Raw genomic sequence first — 18822 nt, forward strand, 5'->3', positions numbered from 1 at the left:
CGTGGTCCCGGGGGTTGTCACCCCAACCCGCCGGTGTTTGGGCCACCACCCGCGTTCTCAGGGGGTGGGGGGCTGTGCGGAGCGACGGCGCTGGCCGAGGTCCGCGAGAGCGACCGCGAACGCGATGAGGCCGAAGACGATGACCGAGATCATCCCGAAGAGGAACGCGTCGTGGAAGACGTCGGGCTTCGGGCGGCCGTCGTTCTCGCGGTAGATGGTGGCGTAGAACAGCGCGAGCGCGATCGCGCTGCCGATGGCCGTGCCGATCCGCTGCCCGAGCTGACCCACCGACCCGGCGAGACCGCCCTGCGCCACGGGCACCTGCGCGAGGGTCAGCGTCTGGTTCGGCGAGATGACGAGGCCGCCGCCGATCCCGGACACCGTCAGCACGGCCGCCATCGCATACGGCACGAGGTCACGCGCCGACACCATCACCACCACCGTCAGCCCGACGAGGGTCAGCAGCACGACCACGAGCCCCCACACCACGATCGTCCGACCGAAGCGGCCGACGAGCGTGCCCGCGACCCAGGACCCGACCGCGTTCGTCAGCGCGAAGCCGATCGACACCATCCCCGCGAAGACCGGCGGGACGTCGAGGCCGATCTGCAGGTACAGGGTCGTGAGCAGGAGCATCGCGGGGGTCGCGGCGAAGTACGCCGCCTGGATGACCGTCCCGTTGCGGAACGATCCGATCCGCATGAGCAATCCCGGCAGCAGCGGCTGCCTCCCGTGGGCCGCGTACCACCGCTCCCACAGGACGAACAGGGCCACGAGCACCGCGCAGGCGAGCAGCAGCCACCAGCGTGCGGGATTGTCGTCGGGCGCCCCGGTCGTGAAGAGGAACGGCCACAGGAGGGCGAACACGCTCGCGGCGAACAGCACCACACCGACCGGGTCGAGGTCGACGCGCCGCCGTGATCGCTCCCGGGTCTCGGGCAGGAGCCACAGCACCAGGCCGATCGCGGCGAGCCCGAGCGGCACGTTCATCCAGAAGATCCAGCGCCAGCCGTCGTGCGCCCCGCCCACCGCGATGAGAAGGCCGGCGAGGGTCGGGCCCAGGGCGACCGACACACCGACGACCGCGCCGAACAGGCCGAACGCCCGACCGCGCGCGCGACCGCGGAAGAGCACCTGGATCGTCCCGAGCACCTGCGGCATCTGCGTCCCTGCCGCAGCCCCTTGGACCAGCCGCGCGATCAGGAGCATCGTCGCGTCGGTCGCAAGCGCCGCCGCGAGGCTCGCGAGGGTGAACACCGCGAGGCCGATGACGAAGAGCAGGCGGCGCGACCGCTGATCACCCAATCGCCCCATCGGGACGAGGAAGAGCCCGAAGGTCAACACGTACCCGGCGACGATCAGCTGCAGCTGCGCGGACTCCGCGCCCAGGGCGTTCTCGATGGACGGCAGCGCGACGTTGACCTTGGTCAGGTCGAGGATCGTGAGCCCGGCGACCGCGATGCACACCGCGAAAGCGCGCCCGCGCTGCACCGAGTCGAGGGGGATGTCACGGGTGACCGGCTGATTCCCCGCCGCCGCTTCCGCTCCGTCACCCACGACGCCCAGCCTAGGACGCGAGGCCCTCGAAGACCTCCTGACGGATGACGCTCGGGCCACGCGGCGTCGCCTCCACCGCCAACCGTGCCGGCAGTTGCTCGCGCATGGCCTCGACGTGGCTGATCACGCCGACCGTGCGACCCCCGGCGCGCAGCGCGTCGAGCGTCGTCAGCGCGAGGTCGAGCGTCTCGACATCGAGCGACCCGAAGCCTTCGTCGACGAACAGGGTGTCGAGACGGATGCCGCCGGCGCGCGCGCTCACGACCTCGGCGAGGCCCAGCGCGAGCGCGAGCGACGCGAGGAACGTCTCGCCGCCGGAGAGCGACTGCGGCGAGCGCGCGCGGCCCGTGTAAGCGTCGAAGACCTCGAGCCCGAGGCCCGAGGCGGCGTTGCGCCGCGCGAGCGCGTCGGTGTGCTGCAGCCGGAAGCGGCCCGCGGACATCTCGCCGAGCCGGACGTTCGCCGCGTCGACGATCTCCTCCAGCTCGGCCGCGAGCACGAACGTCTCCAGCGACATCCGCATCGTGTTCGGGGCGCGGCCCGCGACGGTGTCGGCCAGGCGGGTGAGCACCCGATGCTCCTCCGCTCGTTCCCGGTCGGCGTCCTCCGCGGCGCCGATACCGTCGCGGAGGGCGCCCAGGCGCTCCGCGAGCTGCGTCGCCTGGGCCTGGGCCTGCACCGCCCGCGTCCAACCGGTGCGGGCATCGGCCTCCGATGCTCGCGCGGCGGCGACGTCGACCGGCTCCTCCGGGACGTCGGCGAGCTCGAGCTCCAGGGCGAACAGCCGCTCCTTCTCGACGCCGACCGCCGTCTCGTGCTCTCGCACGCCGCGATCGAGCGCCTCCTGCTCGGCGCGCTCCACGAGCGCGGCCTCGACCGCGCCCGCGTCGCGGAACAGCGTTCCCGCGATGCGCGCATCGCGGGCCGCCTCAGCGTCTGCCACGACGCTCTCCCGCGCCGCCCGCTCAGACAGAGCCTCGGCGAACGCACGCGCCCGCTCACGGCGGGCCTCGGTCTCGGCGATACGGGCCGCCACGGACGGATGCTCGCCCCGCGCCGTCTCGACCGTCGCGCGCGCCGCCGCGATGCGCCCGTCGAGCGCGACCAGCCGTTCGCGCAGAGCCGCGGCATCCGCGCCCAGGCCCTCGATCCCCCCGGAGAGCTCCTCGTGCGCGACGGCGAGCTCGTCGCGGCGCCGGCCGTCACGGTCGCGATCGGCGTCGGCGGCGACCGCCGTGGCCACCGCGGCCTCCGCCGCAGCGAGGGCTTCCTCCGCGTCGATCGCCGTGGCGTCTCCGGCGATGGCGGCGGCGGCCTCGTACGCGGCACGGGCGTCGAGCGCGGCCTCGGTCGCCGCCGTCGCGGCCCCCAGAGCCCGGTCCCGCTCCCGTTCGGCGGCTGCGATGTCCTCCTCGGTGACCGCGACGCCCTCAACGCGTGCGGGCGCGGGGTGCTCGACCGCGCCGCAGACCGCGCACGGCTCCCCGGCCACGAGCGCCCCGGCGAGCTCGCCCGCGAACCCGGCGAGGCGGTGCTGCAGCAGGGTCGCGACCGCGGCCGACGCCTCCTGGACGTCGCGCGCGCGGGCGAGCCGCGCGACCTCGGCCGAGGCGGACTCCGCCCGCAGCACCTCGGCACGGACCGCCGCATCCCGCCGCGTCCGCGCGTCGTCTCGCGCCGCGCGGGCTCCGTCGAGCACGGCCGCCGCCGCGACTAGCCCGGGCAGTCGCCGCGCGAGATCGGCGAGCTCGGTCTCGATCGTGTCCCGCGCCGCGGCCCGCTGAGCGAGCTCCTCCCCGAGCGAGGTCTCCCGCGCGCGCAGCTCGCGGGCCGCGACCGCCTCCCCCTCGAGAAGCCGCTCCACCTCGACCGCGTCCGCCCACCGCGCCAACTCGCCCGTGAGCCGCTCCTCGAGCGCGCGCAGCTCCGCGATCCCCCGGTCGGGCTCGCCCGCCGCGATCCACCCGGTGCGCTGGTCGGCCTCGGCCTGCGCCGCGGCCTCCGCCGCCGCGCGTGCACCCGCCGCGGCACGCACGACGTCGCGCAGCGCCTCCGCGTCGCGCGCCAGCGCGAGGCGGACACGCGCCGCCTCGACGCCGGCCGCCTGCTCGTCGAGCTCCGCGAGCGCGCGGCGCGACCGCGTGCGAGCGAGCTGCCGGTCCTGGAGCGCCTCCGCCGCCGCGCGTGCGACCTCGGCGGCGCGGACGGCGTCGAACGCGCGGTCGACCTCATCCGTGGCCGTGCGGGCGCGGTACTCCGCGCGCTCGGTCATCCGCGCCGCATCGGCGGGTGCATCAGCGTCGGCGAGTCCGTTCTCCTCGGCCAGCTCGGCCGCCTCGGCGCGGAGCCTCGCGAGCAGCTCCTCGTCCACGCGACGGATCTGCTCGGAGGCCCGTCGACGCTCGTCGAGACGCCGCTCGTACTCGCCGTGCACGTGGGTGCCGAACAGGGTCCGCAGGACGCGCTGCCGCTCGTCGTTCTTCGCGAGGAGGAACTGGGAGAAGCGGTTCTGCGCGAGCAGGACGACCTGCAGGAACTGCTGCTGCGTGAGCCCCAGGATCTCGTCGAGCGCGAGCGCCACGTCGCGGGGCCCGGCGGCGCGACCGATCCACTCGCCGGCCACGAGCTCCTCCAGGAGCGCGTCGGCCGCCACCTTCGTGACGCCCGCGCCGCGCCGCTTGGGCCGCTCGAACTCGGGCGCGCGCGAGACCCGCCAGCGGGAGCCCGCGATCGTGAGCTCCAGCACGACGCGGGTCGGATCGTCCGGCTCGCAGTGGTCGCTCCGCACCCGCCGCTCGCCGCCCTCGTAGCGCGGGACTCCGCCGTAGAGCGCGAAGCACACGCCGTCGAGGATGCTGGACTTGCCCGCACCCGTGCGCCCCGCGATCAGGAAGAGGCCGTCGCCGGCCAGCGCGTCGAAGTCGACGACCTGCCGCTCACGGAACGGCCCGAAGCCCTCGAGCTCCAGCCGGTGCAGCCTCACGCGCGCACCTCGGCGATGACCTCGTCGGCGATGACCTCGTGGATCAGCACGCGCTCGCTCTCGGACGCCCCCTCGCCCTCGCGCACGTGGACGAGGAACGCGTCGAACAGCTCCGCGTCGGTGCGGGCCGCCCGCACGCGACCCGCGTACGTGCGGCCGTCGTCGGCGCCGCGGCGCATCGGGGCATGCTCGACGCGCGCGCACCACGGGAAGCGCTCCTGCAGGCGCCGCATGGCATCGAGCTCGGGCGTCGCATCGGTGTACTCGGCGCTCACCCACGCGGCCTCGGCATCCGTGAACCGCGGATCGGCGAGCAGCTCGGCGAACGCCCCGCGGAGCGTTACGAGCGGACGCGGCACGGGGAGCGCGAGCCACTCGACGGAGGCCAGGCCTTCGGCATCCAGCTCCACGAGCCACGACCCGCGGGGCTTGTCGCCCTCACCGAAGCTGTAGTGCAGCGGCGCCCCGGCGTAGCGCACGCGCTCGGACAGCTGCTGCCTGCCGTGGATGTGGCCGAGCGCGACGTAGTCGGGCCCGTCGAAGGCCGACAGCGCCACGACGTCGAGGCCACCCTGCTGGATGTCGCGCTCGAGCCCTGGCGTGGGCTCGACGCCGGCGGCGAAGCAGTGCGCCACGGCGAGGGAGCGGCCGCCCCGCGCCGCGGCATCCGCCCGCACGCGCTCCATCGCGAGCACCAGAGCGTCGTGCTGGGAGCGCACGGCCGCCTCCGGCCACAGGTGTCGCACGAGCGCGGGCTCGAGGAACGGGATGCCGTACACGTGCACCGGCCCGTGCGCATCCGCGATCGTGACCGGCTCCCCGATCGTCGCGGGATCGGTCACGACGTGGATGCCCTCGCGCAGCAGGGGCGACAGGAACCCGAGCCGGGCCGCGGAGTCGTGGTTGCCGCTCGTCACGACGACACGCGCCCCGGCATCCCGGATCGCGACGAGCGCATCGGTCAGGAGCGGATAGGCCGCGGCGGGCGGCGCGCTGGAGTCGAAGACGTCGCCCGCGACGAGAACGAGGTCGACGCGGTGCTCGCGCACCTGGGCCGCGAGCGCGTCGAGCACGCCGCGCAGCGCATCGAGCGTCGCGTGACCGTGGAAGGTCCGCCCGATGTGCCAGTCGGAGGTGTGCAGGATCCGCATGCCTCACACGGTACGTCGGCCCTCCGACATCCCCCCGGAGACCCACCGCCGTGGCGCCTTCCGGCGGTGCGGGGCGGATCAGGCCGAGGCTCGGCGGTCCGCCGCGACCTGCGACGCGACGACCTGCGCGCCGCTCGTGAGCAGCGCGCGCCGCCACGGCAGCACACCCTCGATCTCGATCTGGATGGAGAACGACAGGATCGTCCGGATCAGCACGATGATCCCGAGGATCGTGGCGTCCTCGAGCGACGGCTTCGAGGTGATCGTGCGGATGAGGTCGGCCGCGACGAGCACCTCCAGGCCGAACAGGATCCCCCCGCCGAACGTGGTCCGGAGCGCCTGGAACGCCCTCACGGCGCCTTCGCCCCGAGCGAGCGAGCGGATACCGAGGACCACCGCGATCACGAAGCCCGCGACGATCGCGAGCGCGCCGATGAGCTCGAAGCCGACGGCTACCCAGACGAACACCACTTCGATGCCCACGCGCTCAGCCTAGGCCCGGCCGCGCACACGCCCGCGGATTGGCGAGCGGTCAGGCGGGCGCGCGCTCCGCGAGGATGCCGGAGCGCTCCGGCCGCGCGGCGAACCAGTCGGCCGCGTACCAGCACACCGGGATGACCTTCCGATCGCCCTGCTGCTCGAGGTGGGCGACGGCGCGTTCCATGATCTCGCCGGCGAGCCCCTGACCGCGGAACGTGGGCACCGTGAAGACGCGCGTCATCGCGATCGTGCGCCCGTCGTCGCGGTAGTCGATCACGCTGACGAGGTCGTCACCGCGGTGGAGCGCGTATCGGGAAGAGCCCTGCTCGTCGGAGAAGCGGAAGCCCGCACCATCGGAGGCAGGCTGGGAGTCGGTCATCTCGACAGGCTAACCCGGCCCCGCGGCGGCCGGGCCGATCCGGAAGAGAAGTTTGACACCGCCGCCCGAGTTCGGAGATAATCGGCCGCATGACTATCGACGCACGCTCTCTGTCCGCCTGGGAGGCGAACGGGACTGCCGGCATGATGGCCGGCCGCGTCGCGACGTGTTGTCGAATGTGTCGCTGATCTGGTGACCCCTGTCGGGAATTCTCGCGACGATCGCGAGGACATCCCCCGAGCACCGAGTGATCCTGACGATCCTCGAGAGCTCGCCCCCGGCGCCCCGCGCCCACAGAGAACTCCGTCAGAACCCGACGACGGGCAGACAGCCCCCGGGTTCCCTCCGCAAGGATCCGCACTCATGTCCAGCACCGCACTCCTCGACCGCCCCGCGAGCACCCGGCCCGCACTCCGCCTCGTCGAGACCCCCGACACCGCCGCCACGCCGGCGCCCCCCGCCCCCTCCCCCGCGCTTCCCGAGGGCACCACGCCGCGCGGCTTCGCCCTCTACGTCGGGCTCGACGAGGAGAAGGCGGCCGAGGCCGGCGTCTCCCTCAGCGCCATCGTCGAGGCCCTGCGCCGCACGATCCACGAGCTCGTCCCCGCCGCCGAGACCCACGCGACCGTCGCCCTCGCGCCCGTCGGCGCGGGCGGCCGTGACGTCGACGTCGTCCGTCGCGCTCTGCACGAGCCGGCCGCGACGGCGCGCGCGCAGGGTGCCGACCGCGCCGAGACGGAGGAGCCGCGCGGCGGCGTCGTCGTCGACATCTCCCGCAAGCGCGTCGTCGTCGACGGCGACTCCGTGGGCCTCACGTTCACCGAGTTCGAACTGCTCCAGTACCTCGTGCTCCGCGAGGGCCGCACGATCGAGCGGGCCGAGCTGGTCGCATCCCTGTGGAGCGCGGGCGACGGCGAGGAGGCCCCGGGCGAGCGGACGATCGACGTGCACGTCCGTCGCCTGCGCGCGAAGCTCGGCGCGTACGAAGACATCGTGCGCACGGTCCGCGGCGCCGGGTACCGGTTCGACCGGCACGCCGACGTCGTGATCCGCTTCGGCCACGGCACCCCCTCGCCCGATCGCTTCTGATCGGACTGGGCCACCGGAAACGTACCTTCCTAAATAGAGCGCTGGTAGGCGCGGATCGAGCGGAGCGCCCACGTGAAGGCGAGCACCGCCAGCACGACGAGCCCGATCAGCTGCCACCAGCCGTCGGCCGGGTAGGCGCCCGACAGGCCGCCGCGGCCGAGCTCGACCGCCCACGTCATGGGGTTCCAGCGCGACACGGCCTGCACCCACTCCGGCGTGAGCGAGGCGGGCATCATCGTCGTGGACAGGAACGTCGCGGGCAGCACGATTAGCTGCGACAGGCTGATGAGCGCGATCTGGTTGCGCGTCGTCAGCGCGACCGCGGTCGAGCAGCAGCAGAAGATCGTCGCGAGGATCGTCGCGACGCCGAGCGCCGCCAGCATCCCGAGCACGCCGCCGGGGTAGCGGGCGCCCGCGAGCGCGCCGATCCCGAGCACGACGAGCGACTGCGCGACGTTCACGATGAGCTGCTGGAGCAGCTGCCCCGCGATGATCGCCGACCGTGAGACCGGAGACGTGAGGTACTGGTCCATCACGCCGGACGCGATGTCGTCGATGTAGCCCGTGCCGGCCCAGGCGCCGGAGTACAGCACCGTCATCATGAGGATACCCGGCACGAGGTAGTCGATGTAGCCCGCGCCGCCGAACTGCGGCAGGGCCCCGAGCGCGTGGAAGACCGCGCCGAACAGCACGATCCAGATGACCGGCTGGATGAGCGCCATCGCCGGTCCCCAGACCTGGCGAATGCTGGCGATGAGCCAGCGCCGCAGCACTTGGCCCGTCTGGGAGAGCCATCCGGCCCCCGTGGGGGCGACGACCAGGCCACCCAGTGCAATCGTGGCGCTCATGCTGCGTCCTTTCGGGCGGGCGACACGACCGTGTCGCCGAAGGTGTGGCCGACGAAGTGCAGGTACACGTCGTCGAGGGTGGGGTGGGATGCGGCGACCTGGCCGTAGCGGATGCCGGCGGCGTCAAGAGCCGCGATGACCGCGCCGACCGCGGCGGAGGCGTCGTCGGTGCGGGCGGCGAGCGTGCCGTCGGACCCGGATGCCTCGACCACGACGTCGCGCAGGCCCGGGACGCGATCGGCCACGGCGCGCACCGCCGCGGCATCCGGCTCGACGAGCGAGACGCGGATCGAGTCGCCGTGCAGCGCGGACTTGAGCGCGTCGGGGGTGCCCTGCACCACGGCGCGGCCCCGGTTCACGAGGAGGATCTCGTGGGCCAGCCGGTCGGCCTCCTCCATGTAGTGCGTCGTGAGCACGACGGTGAGCGCCTCCTCGGCCGACAGCCGCCGGATCTCGGCCCACATCGCGGCCCGGGCCTCGGGGTCGAGACCCGTCGTGGGCTCGTCCAGGAAGAGCACGCTCGGGCGGTGCACGAGGGCGGCGGCCACGTCGAGCCGGCGCCGCATGCCGCCGCTGTACGTGCCGACGGGCCGGCGCGCGGCATCCGCCAGTCCGAACTCCGCGAGCAGGCGCTTCGCGCGGGACCGGGACTCGGCCGCCGGCATGCCGCGGAGGCGGCCCGCGATCTCGAGGTTCTCGGTCGCGGTCAGGAGCGGGTCGGTGCTCGCGCCCTGGGACACATACCCGATCGCGGCGCGCACCGCGTCAGGGCGGCGCGCGACGTCGTGCCCCGCGACGGTGGCGGTGCCGGAGGTCGGCCGCGAGAGCGTTGTCAGGATCTTCGTCGTGGTGGACTTGCCGGCGCCGTTCGGGCCGAGGAGCCCGAAGACGCGGCCGGTGGGGACCCGGAACCCGAGTCCGTCGAGGGCACGGACCGCCGGACGACGGCCGCGGCCGGGATAGACCTTGACGAGTTCCGCCGCGTCGATCGCGGTGCGGGTGTCGGACATGGTGTTCCTTTCCTTGCGTCGGTTGCGGCCGGTCCCCCACCCGTGCCTCGGCCCGGTCCCCCACCCCGCGAGAACGCGCCTATGTCACGGATTCGGCCTTGTCTTGATACATACGTGCGTTCTCGGCGGGAGGTGGCGGGGCCCGGGGCGGGTCAGCGGGAGGGGGCGAACATCATCCGGGCGAGGATCAGCATCATGAGGGCGAAGCCGCCGAGGAAGGCGAGCGGCGCCCACCACCAGCCGACCGTGAAGACGAGCACGACGATGACCGCGAAGGTCACGACCCAGATGACGGCCGTGTAGATGCCGAACCGCGCAGCGGTCTCCGGCTCCTGCTCGAACCGGTTCGGCGGCATCGTCCGGGTGAGCTCGCGCACCCACGCCTTCCGCCGGTTCGTCTGGGTCGCGCCGAGCCAGGCATAGAGGACCGTGCCGACGACGACGCCGAGCGCCGCGAACACGATGCCCCAGACCGGCAGCGCCGAGAGGGCGACCAGACCGGCGAAGCCCGCACCGTAGATCACGAGGAACGTCGCGAGGAAGAACCCGCCCGCCCGCAGGGACGACATGGGGTGGTTCGTGGTGGTCTCCTGCACGAGCGCGTCGCCGACGATCCAGGCGACGCCGGTCGCGCCGATCCCGAGGAACAGGATCGTCACCCCCAGCGGCACGGGCAGGACGCCGGTCGCGCCGAGCGCGGCCAGCAGCAGGCCGGCGACGGCGACCACGGAGGCGATCACGGTCCGCACGACGTAGGCGGGCTTCGGCCGCACGTGGTGGCGTGCCTGCGCGGCCGCGAACGGGTCGCCACCGGGCGCGCGGGTCGCGGCATCCGGCTCGGCGAGGAGGTCGCGCACGTCGCCGAGCTCGGCGACCGCCTCGCGGGCGGCCTCGGACGAGCTGCGGCCGGATGCCTCGAGCTCGGCGACCCGGGCGATCAGGTTCGCGCGGATCTCCTCCTTCAGGTCCTGCGCGTCGGGGGTCATCTCGACCCCGGCGAAAGCCTCGTCGAGGAGGCGGTGGAGGTCGGTGTTCATCAGCGCGCGTCCTTTGCGGTGGAGGGGGCGGTGGAGGAGCGGTCATCCCTCACGTCGAGGAGACCGTCGATGATGCGGCGGGTCGCGACCCAGGCCGCGACGTTTCCGCGGAACACGGCGCGACCGGCGTCGGTGATGCGGTAGTACTTGCGGCGTCCGCCCTGGGTCTCGTCGCCCCAGTACGACTCGACGAGGCCGTCGCGCTCGAGGCGGCGGTACGTCGCGTACAGCGTCGCCTCCTTGATCTCGTGCTCGCCGCCGGTCGCATCGCGGATCGCCTTGTAGATCTCGAAGCCGTACCGCTCGCCCCGGCGGAGCACGGCGAGCACGATCGTGTCCGTGTGGCCGCGCAGGAGATCGGCGGCGAAGGCATCTTCTTGTGTCACGCCAGGTACTGTATCACGCACAGTACCTGTCCACGCAAGACCCAAACCCGCACTCACCCGCAGCCCCGCCGCGAAAGGAGGCGGGGCCGGGGGCGGGGCGGGTCAGCCCTGGGCGCGGCGGTTCGTGCGGGCGTTACGCGAGTGCTGCGCGACCGTGTCGCCGACGCGCATCGCGCGGCGCGGCGCCGGCGACTGACCCCGGCCGGAAGCGCGGCCGGACGAGCCGGACTGCGCGCGCTCGCCGGAGGCGCCGGACGGCGTCTGCGCGTCCGAGGAGCCGCGCCCGCGCCGGCGGGATCCGCCGCTGCGGCCCGCGCTCCCGCCGGCGGAGGATCCGCCGGCGTTCTCGCGCGCGGCGCGCTTGCGCTGCGCGTTCGCGCCCTGCGACCGCCCACCGCCCTGCTGCTGCGGGGCGGGACGCGGCGCCGGGGTCACGTACTCGGCGCGCTCGCCCACGAGCGCTGCGACCGGGTCGTCGTCGTGCCGGACCGACTGCGGCGAGACCGCGATCGCGGCCTTGCGCAGCAGGGCGAGCGTGTCGCGACGCTGCTCCGGGAGCATGATCGTCACCACGTCGCCGGCGCTGCCGGCGCGCGCGGTGCGGCCCGAGCGGTGCAGGTACGCCTTGTGCTCCATGGGCGGATCGACGTGCACGACGAGCGCGACGTCGTCGACGTGCACACCGCGGGCCGCGACGTCCGTCGCGACGAGCACACGCACGTCGCCCGCGCCGAACGCCGCGAGGTTGCGGTCGCGCGCCGGCTGAGAGAGGTTGCCGTGCAGGTCGACGGCCGGGATGCCGGCATCCGTCAGCTGCCGGGCGAGCTTCTTCGCCTGGTGCTTCGTCCGGGTGAAGAGGATGCGGCGGCTCGTGCCCGACGCGAGCGTCGTCACGAGGTCCTTCTTGGTGGTGGCATCCGCCGTCTCGAACAGGTGGTGCGTCATGGCCGCGACCGGCGAGGTCGCCTCGTCGACGGAGTGCAGCACCTCGTTCTGCAGGAAGCGGCGCACGAGCTTGTCGACGCCGTTGTCGAGCGTCGCCGAGAACAGCAGCCGCTGGGCGCCGGTGGGGGTGGCGGAGAGGATCCGCGTCACGACCGGCAGGAAGCCGAGGTCGGCCATGTGGTCGGCCTCGTCGAGCACCGTGATCTCGACGGTGTCGAGGTGCGCGAAGCCCTGCTTCATGAGGTCGTCGAGGCGTCCCGGCGTCGCCACGACGATGTCGACACCGGCGTTGAGCGCGTCGACCTGGCGCTTCTGGTTGACCCCGCCGAAAATCGTCGTGGTCGTGAGGGATGCCGCGGCGGCGAGCGGGCTGATCGTCTCGTGGATCTGCGTGGCGAGCTCGCGCGTGGGCGCGAGCACGAGGCCGCGCGGACGGTTGCGACGACGGGTCGCCGCGTTCCCGCCGGACAGGCGAGCGACGAGGGGCAGCGCGAACGCGAGCGTCTTGCCGGAGCCGGTCTTGCCGCGGCCCAGCACGTCGCGGCCGGCGAGCGTGTCAGGGAGCGTGTCGACCTGGATCGGGAACGGCTCGGTCTTGCCCTGCGCCGTGAGCACGCGCATGAGGGCATCGGGCACGCCGAGCGCGCCGAAGGAGGGAAGGGAAGAGGACATGGAGGGGCCTTTCGGGCAGGTCCCGCCCGCGCGCAATCAGGTTCGTGCGCCGCAGGAGAGGAAGGGGGCGAAGACGTCGGACGACGTATCCGTTCGCCGCGAGAAAAGAGGCGCTCGAGAGCAGCCGTGCGTTCTGACGACGCAGGGAGCGAAACGCTCCACCTCTCGATTCTACCCGACTCGCACGGCGACCCCGCGCTTCCCGTGGTGCTCGCGAGACCACCTGCTCGTCGCGGGCGCACCTGCTCCGCCGCGCGCAAGCGGGTGATCTCGCGAGCAAGAGGTGGTTTCGGGGGCCCCGGGGTGGGGCCTGGGTGGGGCGGGGTGGCCTGCGGCTACGAGGAGGTGCCGGTTTCCAGGACGTCGCCGGCGGGGAGCTCGTGGTGCCCGCCGAACTGGAGACGCATGGCGGACAGCAGCTGGTTGGCGTAGTGGTCGTCGCCGCGGGAGGCGAAGCGCTCGAAGAGCGACGCGGCCAGCACCGGCGCGGGCACGCCCACGTCCACGGCGGCCTTGACGGTCCAGCGACCCTCGCCGGAGTCGGACACGCGGCCGGCGAGTCCGCCCAGCGTCGGGTTCTCCTCGAGGGCAGCCGCCGTGAGGTCGAGCAGCCACGAGGAGATGACGGATCCCCGGCGCCACAGCTCGGTGACCTTCGGGGTCGGGATCGTGAACTGGTAGAACTCGGGCTCCTCGAGCGGCGCCACCTCCGCGGAGTGCGACTCCTGGTGGATGCCGGCATCCGCGTTGTCGATGATGTTCAGGCCCTCGGCGAGCGCGGCCATAATGCCGTACTCGATGCCGTTGTGGACCATCTTCACGAAGTGGCCCGCGCCGGACGGCCCGCAGTGGAGGTAGCCGAGCTCCTCCGGCGCGTAGTCGCCCTCGCGGCCCGGCGTGCGCGGGATGTCGCCGGCGCCCGGCGCGATCGTCTTCAGGAGCGGCTCGATACGGGCGAACGCCTCATCCGGGCCGCCGACCATGAGGCAGTAGCCGCGCTCGAGGCCGAACACGCCGCCGCTCGTGCCGGCGTCGACGTAGTGGATCCCCTTGCCCTTGAGCGCGCGCGCACGGCGCACGTCGTCGCGGTAGTTGGAGTTGCCGCCGTCGATGATGATGTCGCCCGGCTCGAAGACCGCGGCGACCTGCTCGACCACCTCGCCGGTGAGGCCGGCCGGCACCATGAGCCACACGACGCGCGGGGTCTGCAGCTTCGACGCGAGGTCGGCGAGGCTGTCGGCGCCGGTGGCGCCCTCCCCGGCCAGCGCGGTCACGGCATCCTGGCTGACGTCGAAGACCACGGTCTCGTGACCGTCGCGCATCAGTCGGCGGACGATGTTGGCACCCATGCGGCCGAGGCCGACCATTCCCATTTGCATCAGTGCGATCCTGACCCGCGAGAACGCGCCTGTGTCACGATCCCTCGGCGTGTCGCGTACATACGCGCGTTCTCGCGGAGGGGTGGGCCGGGGAGAGGGCGGACTCAGGGAGGGGGTGGGGCAGACTCAGGGGGAGGGGGTCGGGCGGAGGTCGCGGATCATGTCCTTCAGCTCGGCGATCTCGGCGCGGAGCTCCTCGACCTGGTTCTGGGTGGCGTGCTCCTTCACGGTCGTCTCGTCGGAGACGCGCTCCACGATCCACGAGGCGAGGGTGGCCGACACCATGCCGATGAGGGCGATGCCGCCCAGCATCAGGCCGACCGCGACGAGGCGTCCGGCGAACGTGACCGGCGTGAAGTCGCCGTAGCCGACGGTCGTGATCGTCACGAACGCCCACCACAGCGCGTCGCCGAACGACGTGATGTTGCCGACGCGATGCTCGGCGTCGTACACGGCGAGGGCTCCGGCGAAGATCGTGATGATCGTCGCCCCGACGATGTAGATGGTGACGCGGCCGCGGAACTTCGCCCCGGCCCCGCGCTGGATGATCGCGAGGATCGTGAAGAACCGCATGAGCCGCAGCGGCCGGAGGATCGGCAGCACCACGATCGCGAGATCGAGGAGGTGCCGGTAGAACCAGCGCCACCGGTGCTCGGTGATGGTCAGCCGCACGACGTAGTCGACGCAGAACAACCCCCACGTGACCCACGTGGCGAGCCGGGTCGCGGTGGCCCACACCCCCTCCGGATCCGCGAGGATCTCGTAGGAGTAGGCGACGAGGAAGATCACGGCCGCGACGGTCAGGGGCCACTCCATGGCCTTGTCCCACCGGGCGACGCGGATGCCGTACCGGGCGGCGGTCTCGTTCAGGACCCCCGCCGAGGATGCCTCAGCGGCGCGCGAAGAAGGCATTCGCCGGGCGCGAGTACAGCAGGAACAGACCGATGAGCGGGAACAGGCCGCTCCACAGGGCCGCCCAGAAGCTGAGCGGGTTCGTGATGATGATCAGGATCGACCCGATCACGTTGAGGGCGAACACGATCGTGACCACGATGCGCGCGCCGCGGTTGCCGCTGAACAGCCCCAGGCTGACGACGATCGTGATGACGCCGACGGCGAGCTCGATCCAGCCCACGCCCGCGTCGCCCCGGAAGAGCGCGACGATCCCGGACACGATCTGGATCGCGCCCGTGATCCAGGCGATGACGGCGACGAGCGTGACGCCGAAGGGGCGGCGATCGGACATGGAGACTCCTCGGGACGCGGGCGGCGCGGTCGATGCCGCCGTTCACCACGCACTCTCCCACATCCGGGGGCCGAGGCGCGTGAGGAGGACGCGTCAGACCGTGGACGGATGCCGCGGGCTGGGAGCGGTCCGGAGGATGCGCGAGGCACCCGCATAGACGTTCATCGACGACCCGCGGACGAAGCCCACGAGCGCGAGCCCCGCGGACGCGGCCAGCTCGACCGCCAGCGAGGACGGCGCGGACACGGCGGAGAGCACGGGGATCCCCGCCATGACGGCCTTCTGCACGAGCTCGAAGCTCGCCCGACCGGACACCTGGAGCACGGTCCCGCCCAGCGGCAGCCGGCCGTCGAGGGCCGCGCGCCCGATGACCTTGTCCACGGCGTTGTGCCGGCCGACGTCCTCGCGCACGACGATCGCCTCCCCGGTCGCGGCATCGAACAGCCCCGCGGCGTGCAGCCCGCCGGTCTGCTCGAAGACCGCCTGCTGCGCGCGAAGCGCGTCCGGCAGACGCGTGAGGAGGGCGGCATCCACGACGGTCTCGTCGGCGGCGACGTCGAACGACGACACCGTCTCGATCGCCTCGATCGAGGCCTTCCCGCACACGCCGCACGAGCTCGTCGTGTAGAGGTTGCGCGTGACCTCCGGGCGGGGCGGCGCCACACCGGGCGCGAGCGTCACATCGAGGACGTTGTAGGTGTTCTCCTGCCCGCCGGTGCCGGGGCCGCCGCAGTGGATGGCGGAGTGGACCTCGTCGCCGCGGGAGATCACCCCCTCGGACACGAGGAAGCCGGTCGCGAGCTCCACGTCGTGGCCCGGCGTGCGCATCGTGACCGCGAGCGGAGCCCCGCCGACGCGGATCTCCAGCGGCTCCTCGACCGCGAGGGCGTCGGGCGCGCGGCGCTCCCCCTCGCCCACCGAGATCCGCAGCACAGGTCTGCGCGCGACGATCCGACTCACGAGCTAGCCTCCGATCGCGTTCATGCCGCGCTGCGGCTGAAGGAAACCCGGGTCGTCGATGGCGTGCCCGGGAAGCTTGCCCCGCACGCAGGCGCGCAGCATCCCGTCGATCGCGTCGAGACGCGCGCGGGGCGAACCGCTCCCGCCGCGCAGGATCGGCATGAGGTCGTACTCGGTCGTGGAGAACAGGCAGTTGCGCAGCTGCCCGTCCGCCGTGAGCCGCAGCCGATCGCAGGCGCCGCAGAACGGCGCCGTCACGGAGGCGATGACGCCGACCGTCTGCGGACCGCCGTCGAGCGTCCAACGCTCCGCGGGCGCGCCGCCGCGACCGGGGACCGGCGCGAGGGTCCAGCGCCGGCCGAGGGCGTCGAGGATCTCCTCGCGCGTCACCATCCGGGCCCGGTCCCACGTGTGGCCGACGTCGAGCGGCATCTGCTCGATGAAGCGGAGCTGCGCGTCGTGGGCGCCGGCGAACTCGACGAGGTCGACGAGGTCGTCGTCGTTGACGCCGCGCATGGCGACGGCATTGAGCTTCAGCGGACGGAGGCCGGATGCCGCGGCGGCGGCGATGCCGCGGAGCACGTCGTCCAGCCGGTCGCGCCGCGTGAGCTCGCGGAACCGGTCGGGCCGCAGCGTGTCGAGGCTCACGTTGAGCCGGCGCAGGCCCGCGTCGACGAGCGCGGGCAGGAGCCCCGGAAGCGCGATCCCGTTCGTCGTCATCGCGATGTCGATCGGCCCGTCCGGGCCCTGGATCGCGGCGAGACGCCGGACGACGTCGATGATGTCGCGGCGGAGGAGGGGCTCGCCGCCGGTGAGTCGGAAGGTCGTGATGCCGGCCGCCGCGGCGACGCGGGCGACCTCCTCGATCTCGTCGAGCGTCAGGATGCTCTGCCGCGCCAGCCACTCGTTGCCCTGCTCCGGCATGCAGTACGTGCATCGCAGTGAGCAGCGGTCGGTCAGCGAGATCCGCAGGTCGCGATGGACGCGGCCGTGGGTGTCGGCGAGCACACCGGCGAGGCGGCCCGTGGCGCCGTCGGGAGGCGGCGGCACGCGGCGCGCGAGCGCGACGGAGACAGCCGGCATGCATCGAGCCTAACCGCGCGACGCGGCGGCGAGGCCGGCATCCGCGCTTCCGTTGTCACGGCCGTTCGTGCGAGGGTGGACCGAACGCGCACCGGATCCGGGCGAGTGAGGAGACGGGCCCATGGCCGCGACCGCGATGCCGCGCGCGGCGACCGCCGGCACCGGCCTCACCCCCGAAGCGAACCGGGGGATCTGGGTCCTGCTCGTCGCCGCGTTCATCGCGACGCTCAACGAGACCACGATGGGCGTGGCGATCCCGCACCTGATCGGCGACCTCGGGATCACCGCCCTCACGGCGCAGTGGCTCACGACGGCGTTCATGCTGACGATGGCCGTCATCATCCCCATCACCGGGTTCCTCATCCGCCGCTTCACGACGCGCGCGATGTTCATCGCCGCGATGAGCATGTTCTCGCTCGGCACCCTCGTGGGTCTGCTCGCCCCCGGATTCCCCGTCCTTCTCGTCGGTCGCGTCATCCAGGCATCCGGGACCGCGATCATGATGCCGCTGCTCATGACAACGCTCATGACCGTGGTCCCCGCACATGCCCGCGGACGCATGATGGGCCGCGTCGCAGTCGTGATCTCCCTCGCGCCGGCCCTGGGACCGGCGCTGTCCGGCCTCATCCTCGACACGCTCGGTTGGCGCTGGATCTTCGGCGTCGTCCTCCCGATCGCCCTCCTGGTGCTCCTCGTGGGCGCCCGCTGGGTGCGCAATCACGGCGAGCGCACCCGCGCGCCGATCGACCCGCTCTCGGTCGTGCTGTCCGCGTTCGGGTTCGGCGGCCTCGTCTACGGCCTCAGCCAGATCGGCGGCGCCGCGAACCGCGGCACCTCCGCGGCGGATGCCGCGGCCGCCACCACCGCCACGGTCTCGCTGTGCGTGGCCCTCGGCATCGGCGGCCTCGCGCTCGGGCTGTTCCTCTGGCGCCAGGTGGTCCTGCAGCGGGAGGATCGCGCGCTGCTCGATCTGCGGGTCTTCCGATCCGGCAACTTCTCGCTCGCGATCGTCCAGATGGGCGTGCTGTGCATGGCGTTCTTCGGCGTGTTCACGGTGCTGCCGCTGTACATGCAGGGGGTGCTCGGCGCCTCGCCCCTCGAGACGGGCCTCGTCATGCTGCCGGGCCCGCTCCTGATGTGCGCGCTCGGCCCGCTCGTCGGGCGCATCTACGACACGCACGGAACGCGCGTCCTCCTCATCCCCGGCACGATCCTCGCGGTCGGCACGATGTGGTTCCACACCACGTTCACGGCGACGACGTCGCTGTGGGTCATCGTCGGCTCGCAGCTCGTGCTCTGCCTGGGCCTGGCGCTGTCGTTCACGCCGCTCTATACGACGGCGCTCGCCTCGCTCTCCCCGAAGCTGTACTCGTACGGCTCGGCCGTCGTCGGCACGACGCAGCAGGTCTCGGGCGCGGCGGGCATCGCCGTCCTCATCACGGTCATGCCCGCCATCACCGCGGAGGGGACCCGCACGGCCTTCGTGCTGGCAGCGATCATGTCGACGCCGCTGCTCGTCGGAGCGGTGCTGATCCGCAAGCCCTGAGGGGTTCTCTCGATCCCGAGCTATCGGTCCGAACTGTGGTCTGACCACATGTTACGGTGCCGGAAACGGCT

The 18822-nt window shown here is 72.9% G+C and carries 17 protein-coding genes; 2 read left to right on the forward strand and 15 right to left on the reverse strand.

Annotation, left to right across the window (positions count from 1 at the left end; all coding sequences use genetic code 11):
- Positions 1–57 precede the first annotated feature (57 nt).
- The 5 genes from ABCS02_RS10225 to ABCS02_RS10245 all read right to left on the reverse strand — a co-directional run bounded on the left by ABCS02_RS10225 (position 58) and on the right by ABCS02_RS10245 (position 6550).
- Complete coding sequence (locus tag ABCS02_RS10225) at positions 58–1461, reverse strand: MFS transporter (RefSeq protein ID WP_345836327.1); 1404 nt, start codon at positions 1459–1461, stop codon at positions 58–60.
- Between the two features lie 106 nt (positions 1462–1567).
- Positions 1568–4540, reverse strand: a complete 2973-nt coding sequence (locus ABCS02_RS10230) for an SMC family ATPase (RefSeq protein ID WP_345835532.1) — start codon at positions 4538–4540, stop codon at positions 1568–1570.
- Positions 4537–5691 (reverse strand): exonuclease SbcCD subunit D, encoded by a 1155-nt coding sequence (locus ABCS02_RS10235; protein WP_345835533.1) that lies wholly within the window; start codon positions 5689–5691, stop codon positions 4537–4539. Before ABCS02_RS10235 ends, ABCS02_RS10230 begins: the two co-directional genes overlap by 4 nt.
- 78 nt (positions 5692–5769) lie before the next feature.
- Positions 5770–6174 carry a DUF1622 domain-containing protein gene (locus ABCS02_RS10240; RefSeq protein WP_345835534.1) on the reverse strand — a complete coding sequence of 135 codons (405 nt, stop codon included), beginning with the start codon at positions 6172–6174 and terminating at the stop codon, positions 5770–5772.
- A 49-nt stretch (positions 6175–6223) separates the two neighbouring features.
- A complete protein-coding gene (locus tag ABCS02_RS10245) occupies positions 6224–6550 on the reverse strand; it encodes a GNAT family N-acetyltransferase (RefSeq protein WP_345835535.1) in 327 nt (108 codons plus the stop codon).
- A 363-nt stretch (positions 6551–6913) separates the two neighbouring features.
- Here ABCS02_RS10245 and ABCS02_RS10250 point away from each other — a divergent pair, with 363 nt between their 5' ends.
- Positions 6914–7639, forward strand: coding sequence for a winged helix-turn-helix domain-containing protein (locus ABCS02_RS10250; RefSeq protein WP_345835536.1), 726 nt, complete (start codon positions 6914–6916; stop codon positions 7637–7639).
- 29 nt (positions 7640–7668) lie between these two features.
- Here ABCS02_RS10250 and ABCS02_RS10255 read toward each other — a convergent pair whose 3' ends face one another.
- The 10 genes from ABCS02_RS10255 to moaA all read right to left on the reverse strand — a co-directional run bounded on the left by ABCS02_RS10255 (position 7669) and on the right by moaA (position 17205).
- Complete coding sequence (locus ABCS02_RS10255) at positions 7669–8487, reverse strand: ABC transporter permease (RefSeq protein WP_345835537.1); 819 nt, start codon at positions 8485–8487, stop codon at positions 7669–7671.
- A complete protein-coding gene (locus ABCS02_RS10260) occupies positions 8484–9497 on the reverse strand; it encodes an ATP-binding cassette domain-containing protein (protein ID WP_345835538.1) in 1014 nt (337 codons plus the stop codon). Before ABCS02_RS10260 ends, ABCS02_RS10255 begins: the two co-directional genes overlap by 4 nt.
- 152 nt (positions 9498–9649) lie before the next feature.
- A complete protein-coding gene (locus tag ABCS02_RS10265; RefSeq protein ID WP_345835539.1) occupies positions 9650–10534 on the reverse strand; it encodes a permease prefix domain 1-containing protein in 885 nt (294 codons plus the stop codon).
- Positions 10534–10920, reverse strand: a complete 387-nt coding sequence (locus tag ABCS02_RS10270; protein ID WP_345835540.1) for a PadR family transcriptional regulator — start codon at positions 10918–10920, stop codon at positions 10534–10536. The genes ABCS02_RS10265 and ABCS02_RS10270 overlap by 1 nt, the downstream gene beginning before the upstream one ends.
- A gap of 102 nt (positions 10921–11022) precedes the next feature.
- Complete coding sequence (locus ABCS02_RS10275) at positions 11023–12537, reverse strand: DEAD/DEAH box helicase (RefSeq protein WP_345835541.1); 1515 nt, start codon at positions 12535–12537, stop codon at positions 11023–11025.
- 335 nt (positions 12538–12872) lie between these two features.
- Complete coding sequence (gnd, locus tag ABCS02_RS10280) at positions 12873–13916, reverse strand: phosphogluconate dehydrogenase (NAD(+)-dependent, decarboxylating) (RefSeq protein ID WP_345835542.1); 1044 nt, start codon at positions 13914–13916, stop codon at positions 12873–12875.
- A gap of 126 nt (positions 13917–14042) precedes the next feature.
- Positions 14043–14828 (reverse strand): ion channel, encoded by a 786-nt coding sequence (locus ABCS02_RS10285; protein ID WP_345835543.1) that lies wholly within the window; start codon positions 14826–14828, stop codon positions 14043–14045.
- Complete coding sequence (locus tag ABCS02_RS10290) at positions 14806–15162, reverse strand: hypothetical protein (protein ID WP_345835544.1); 357 nt, start codon at positions 15160–15162, stop codon at positions 14806–14808. The genes ABCS02_RS10285 and ABCS02_RS10290 overlap by 23 nt, the downstream gene beginning before the upstream one ends.
- Before the next feature lie 93 nt (positions 15163–15255).
- On the reverse strand, positions 15256–16122 hold the full coding sequence (gene fdhD, locus ABCS02_RS10295) for a formate dehydrogenase accessory sulfurtransferase FdhD (protein ID WP_345835545.1): 867 nt from the start codon (positions 16120–16122) through the stop codon (positions 15256–15258).
- A gap of 3 nt (positions 16123–16125) precedes the next feature.
- On the reverse strand, positions 16126–17205 hold the full coding sequence (gene moaA / locus ABCS02_RS10300) for a GTP 3',8-cyclase MoaA (protein ID WP_345835546.1): 1080 nt from the start codon (positions 17203–17205) through the stop codon (positions 16126–16128).
- A 121-nt stretch (positions 17206–17326) separates the two neighbouring features.
- On the opposite strand from moaA, the gene ABCS02_RS10305 reads away from it, so the two are divergent.
- Positions 17327–18751, forward strand: coding sequence for an MDR family MFS transporter (locus ABCS02_RS10305; protein WP_345835547.1), 1425 nt, complete (start codon positions 17327–17329; stop codon positions 18749–18751).
- Positions 18752–18822: the final 71 nt, after the last annotated feature.

Source organism: Microbacterium sp. X-17 (assembly GCF_039615055.1).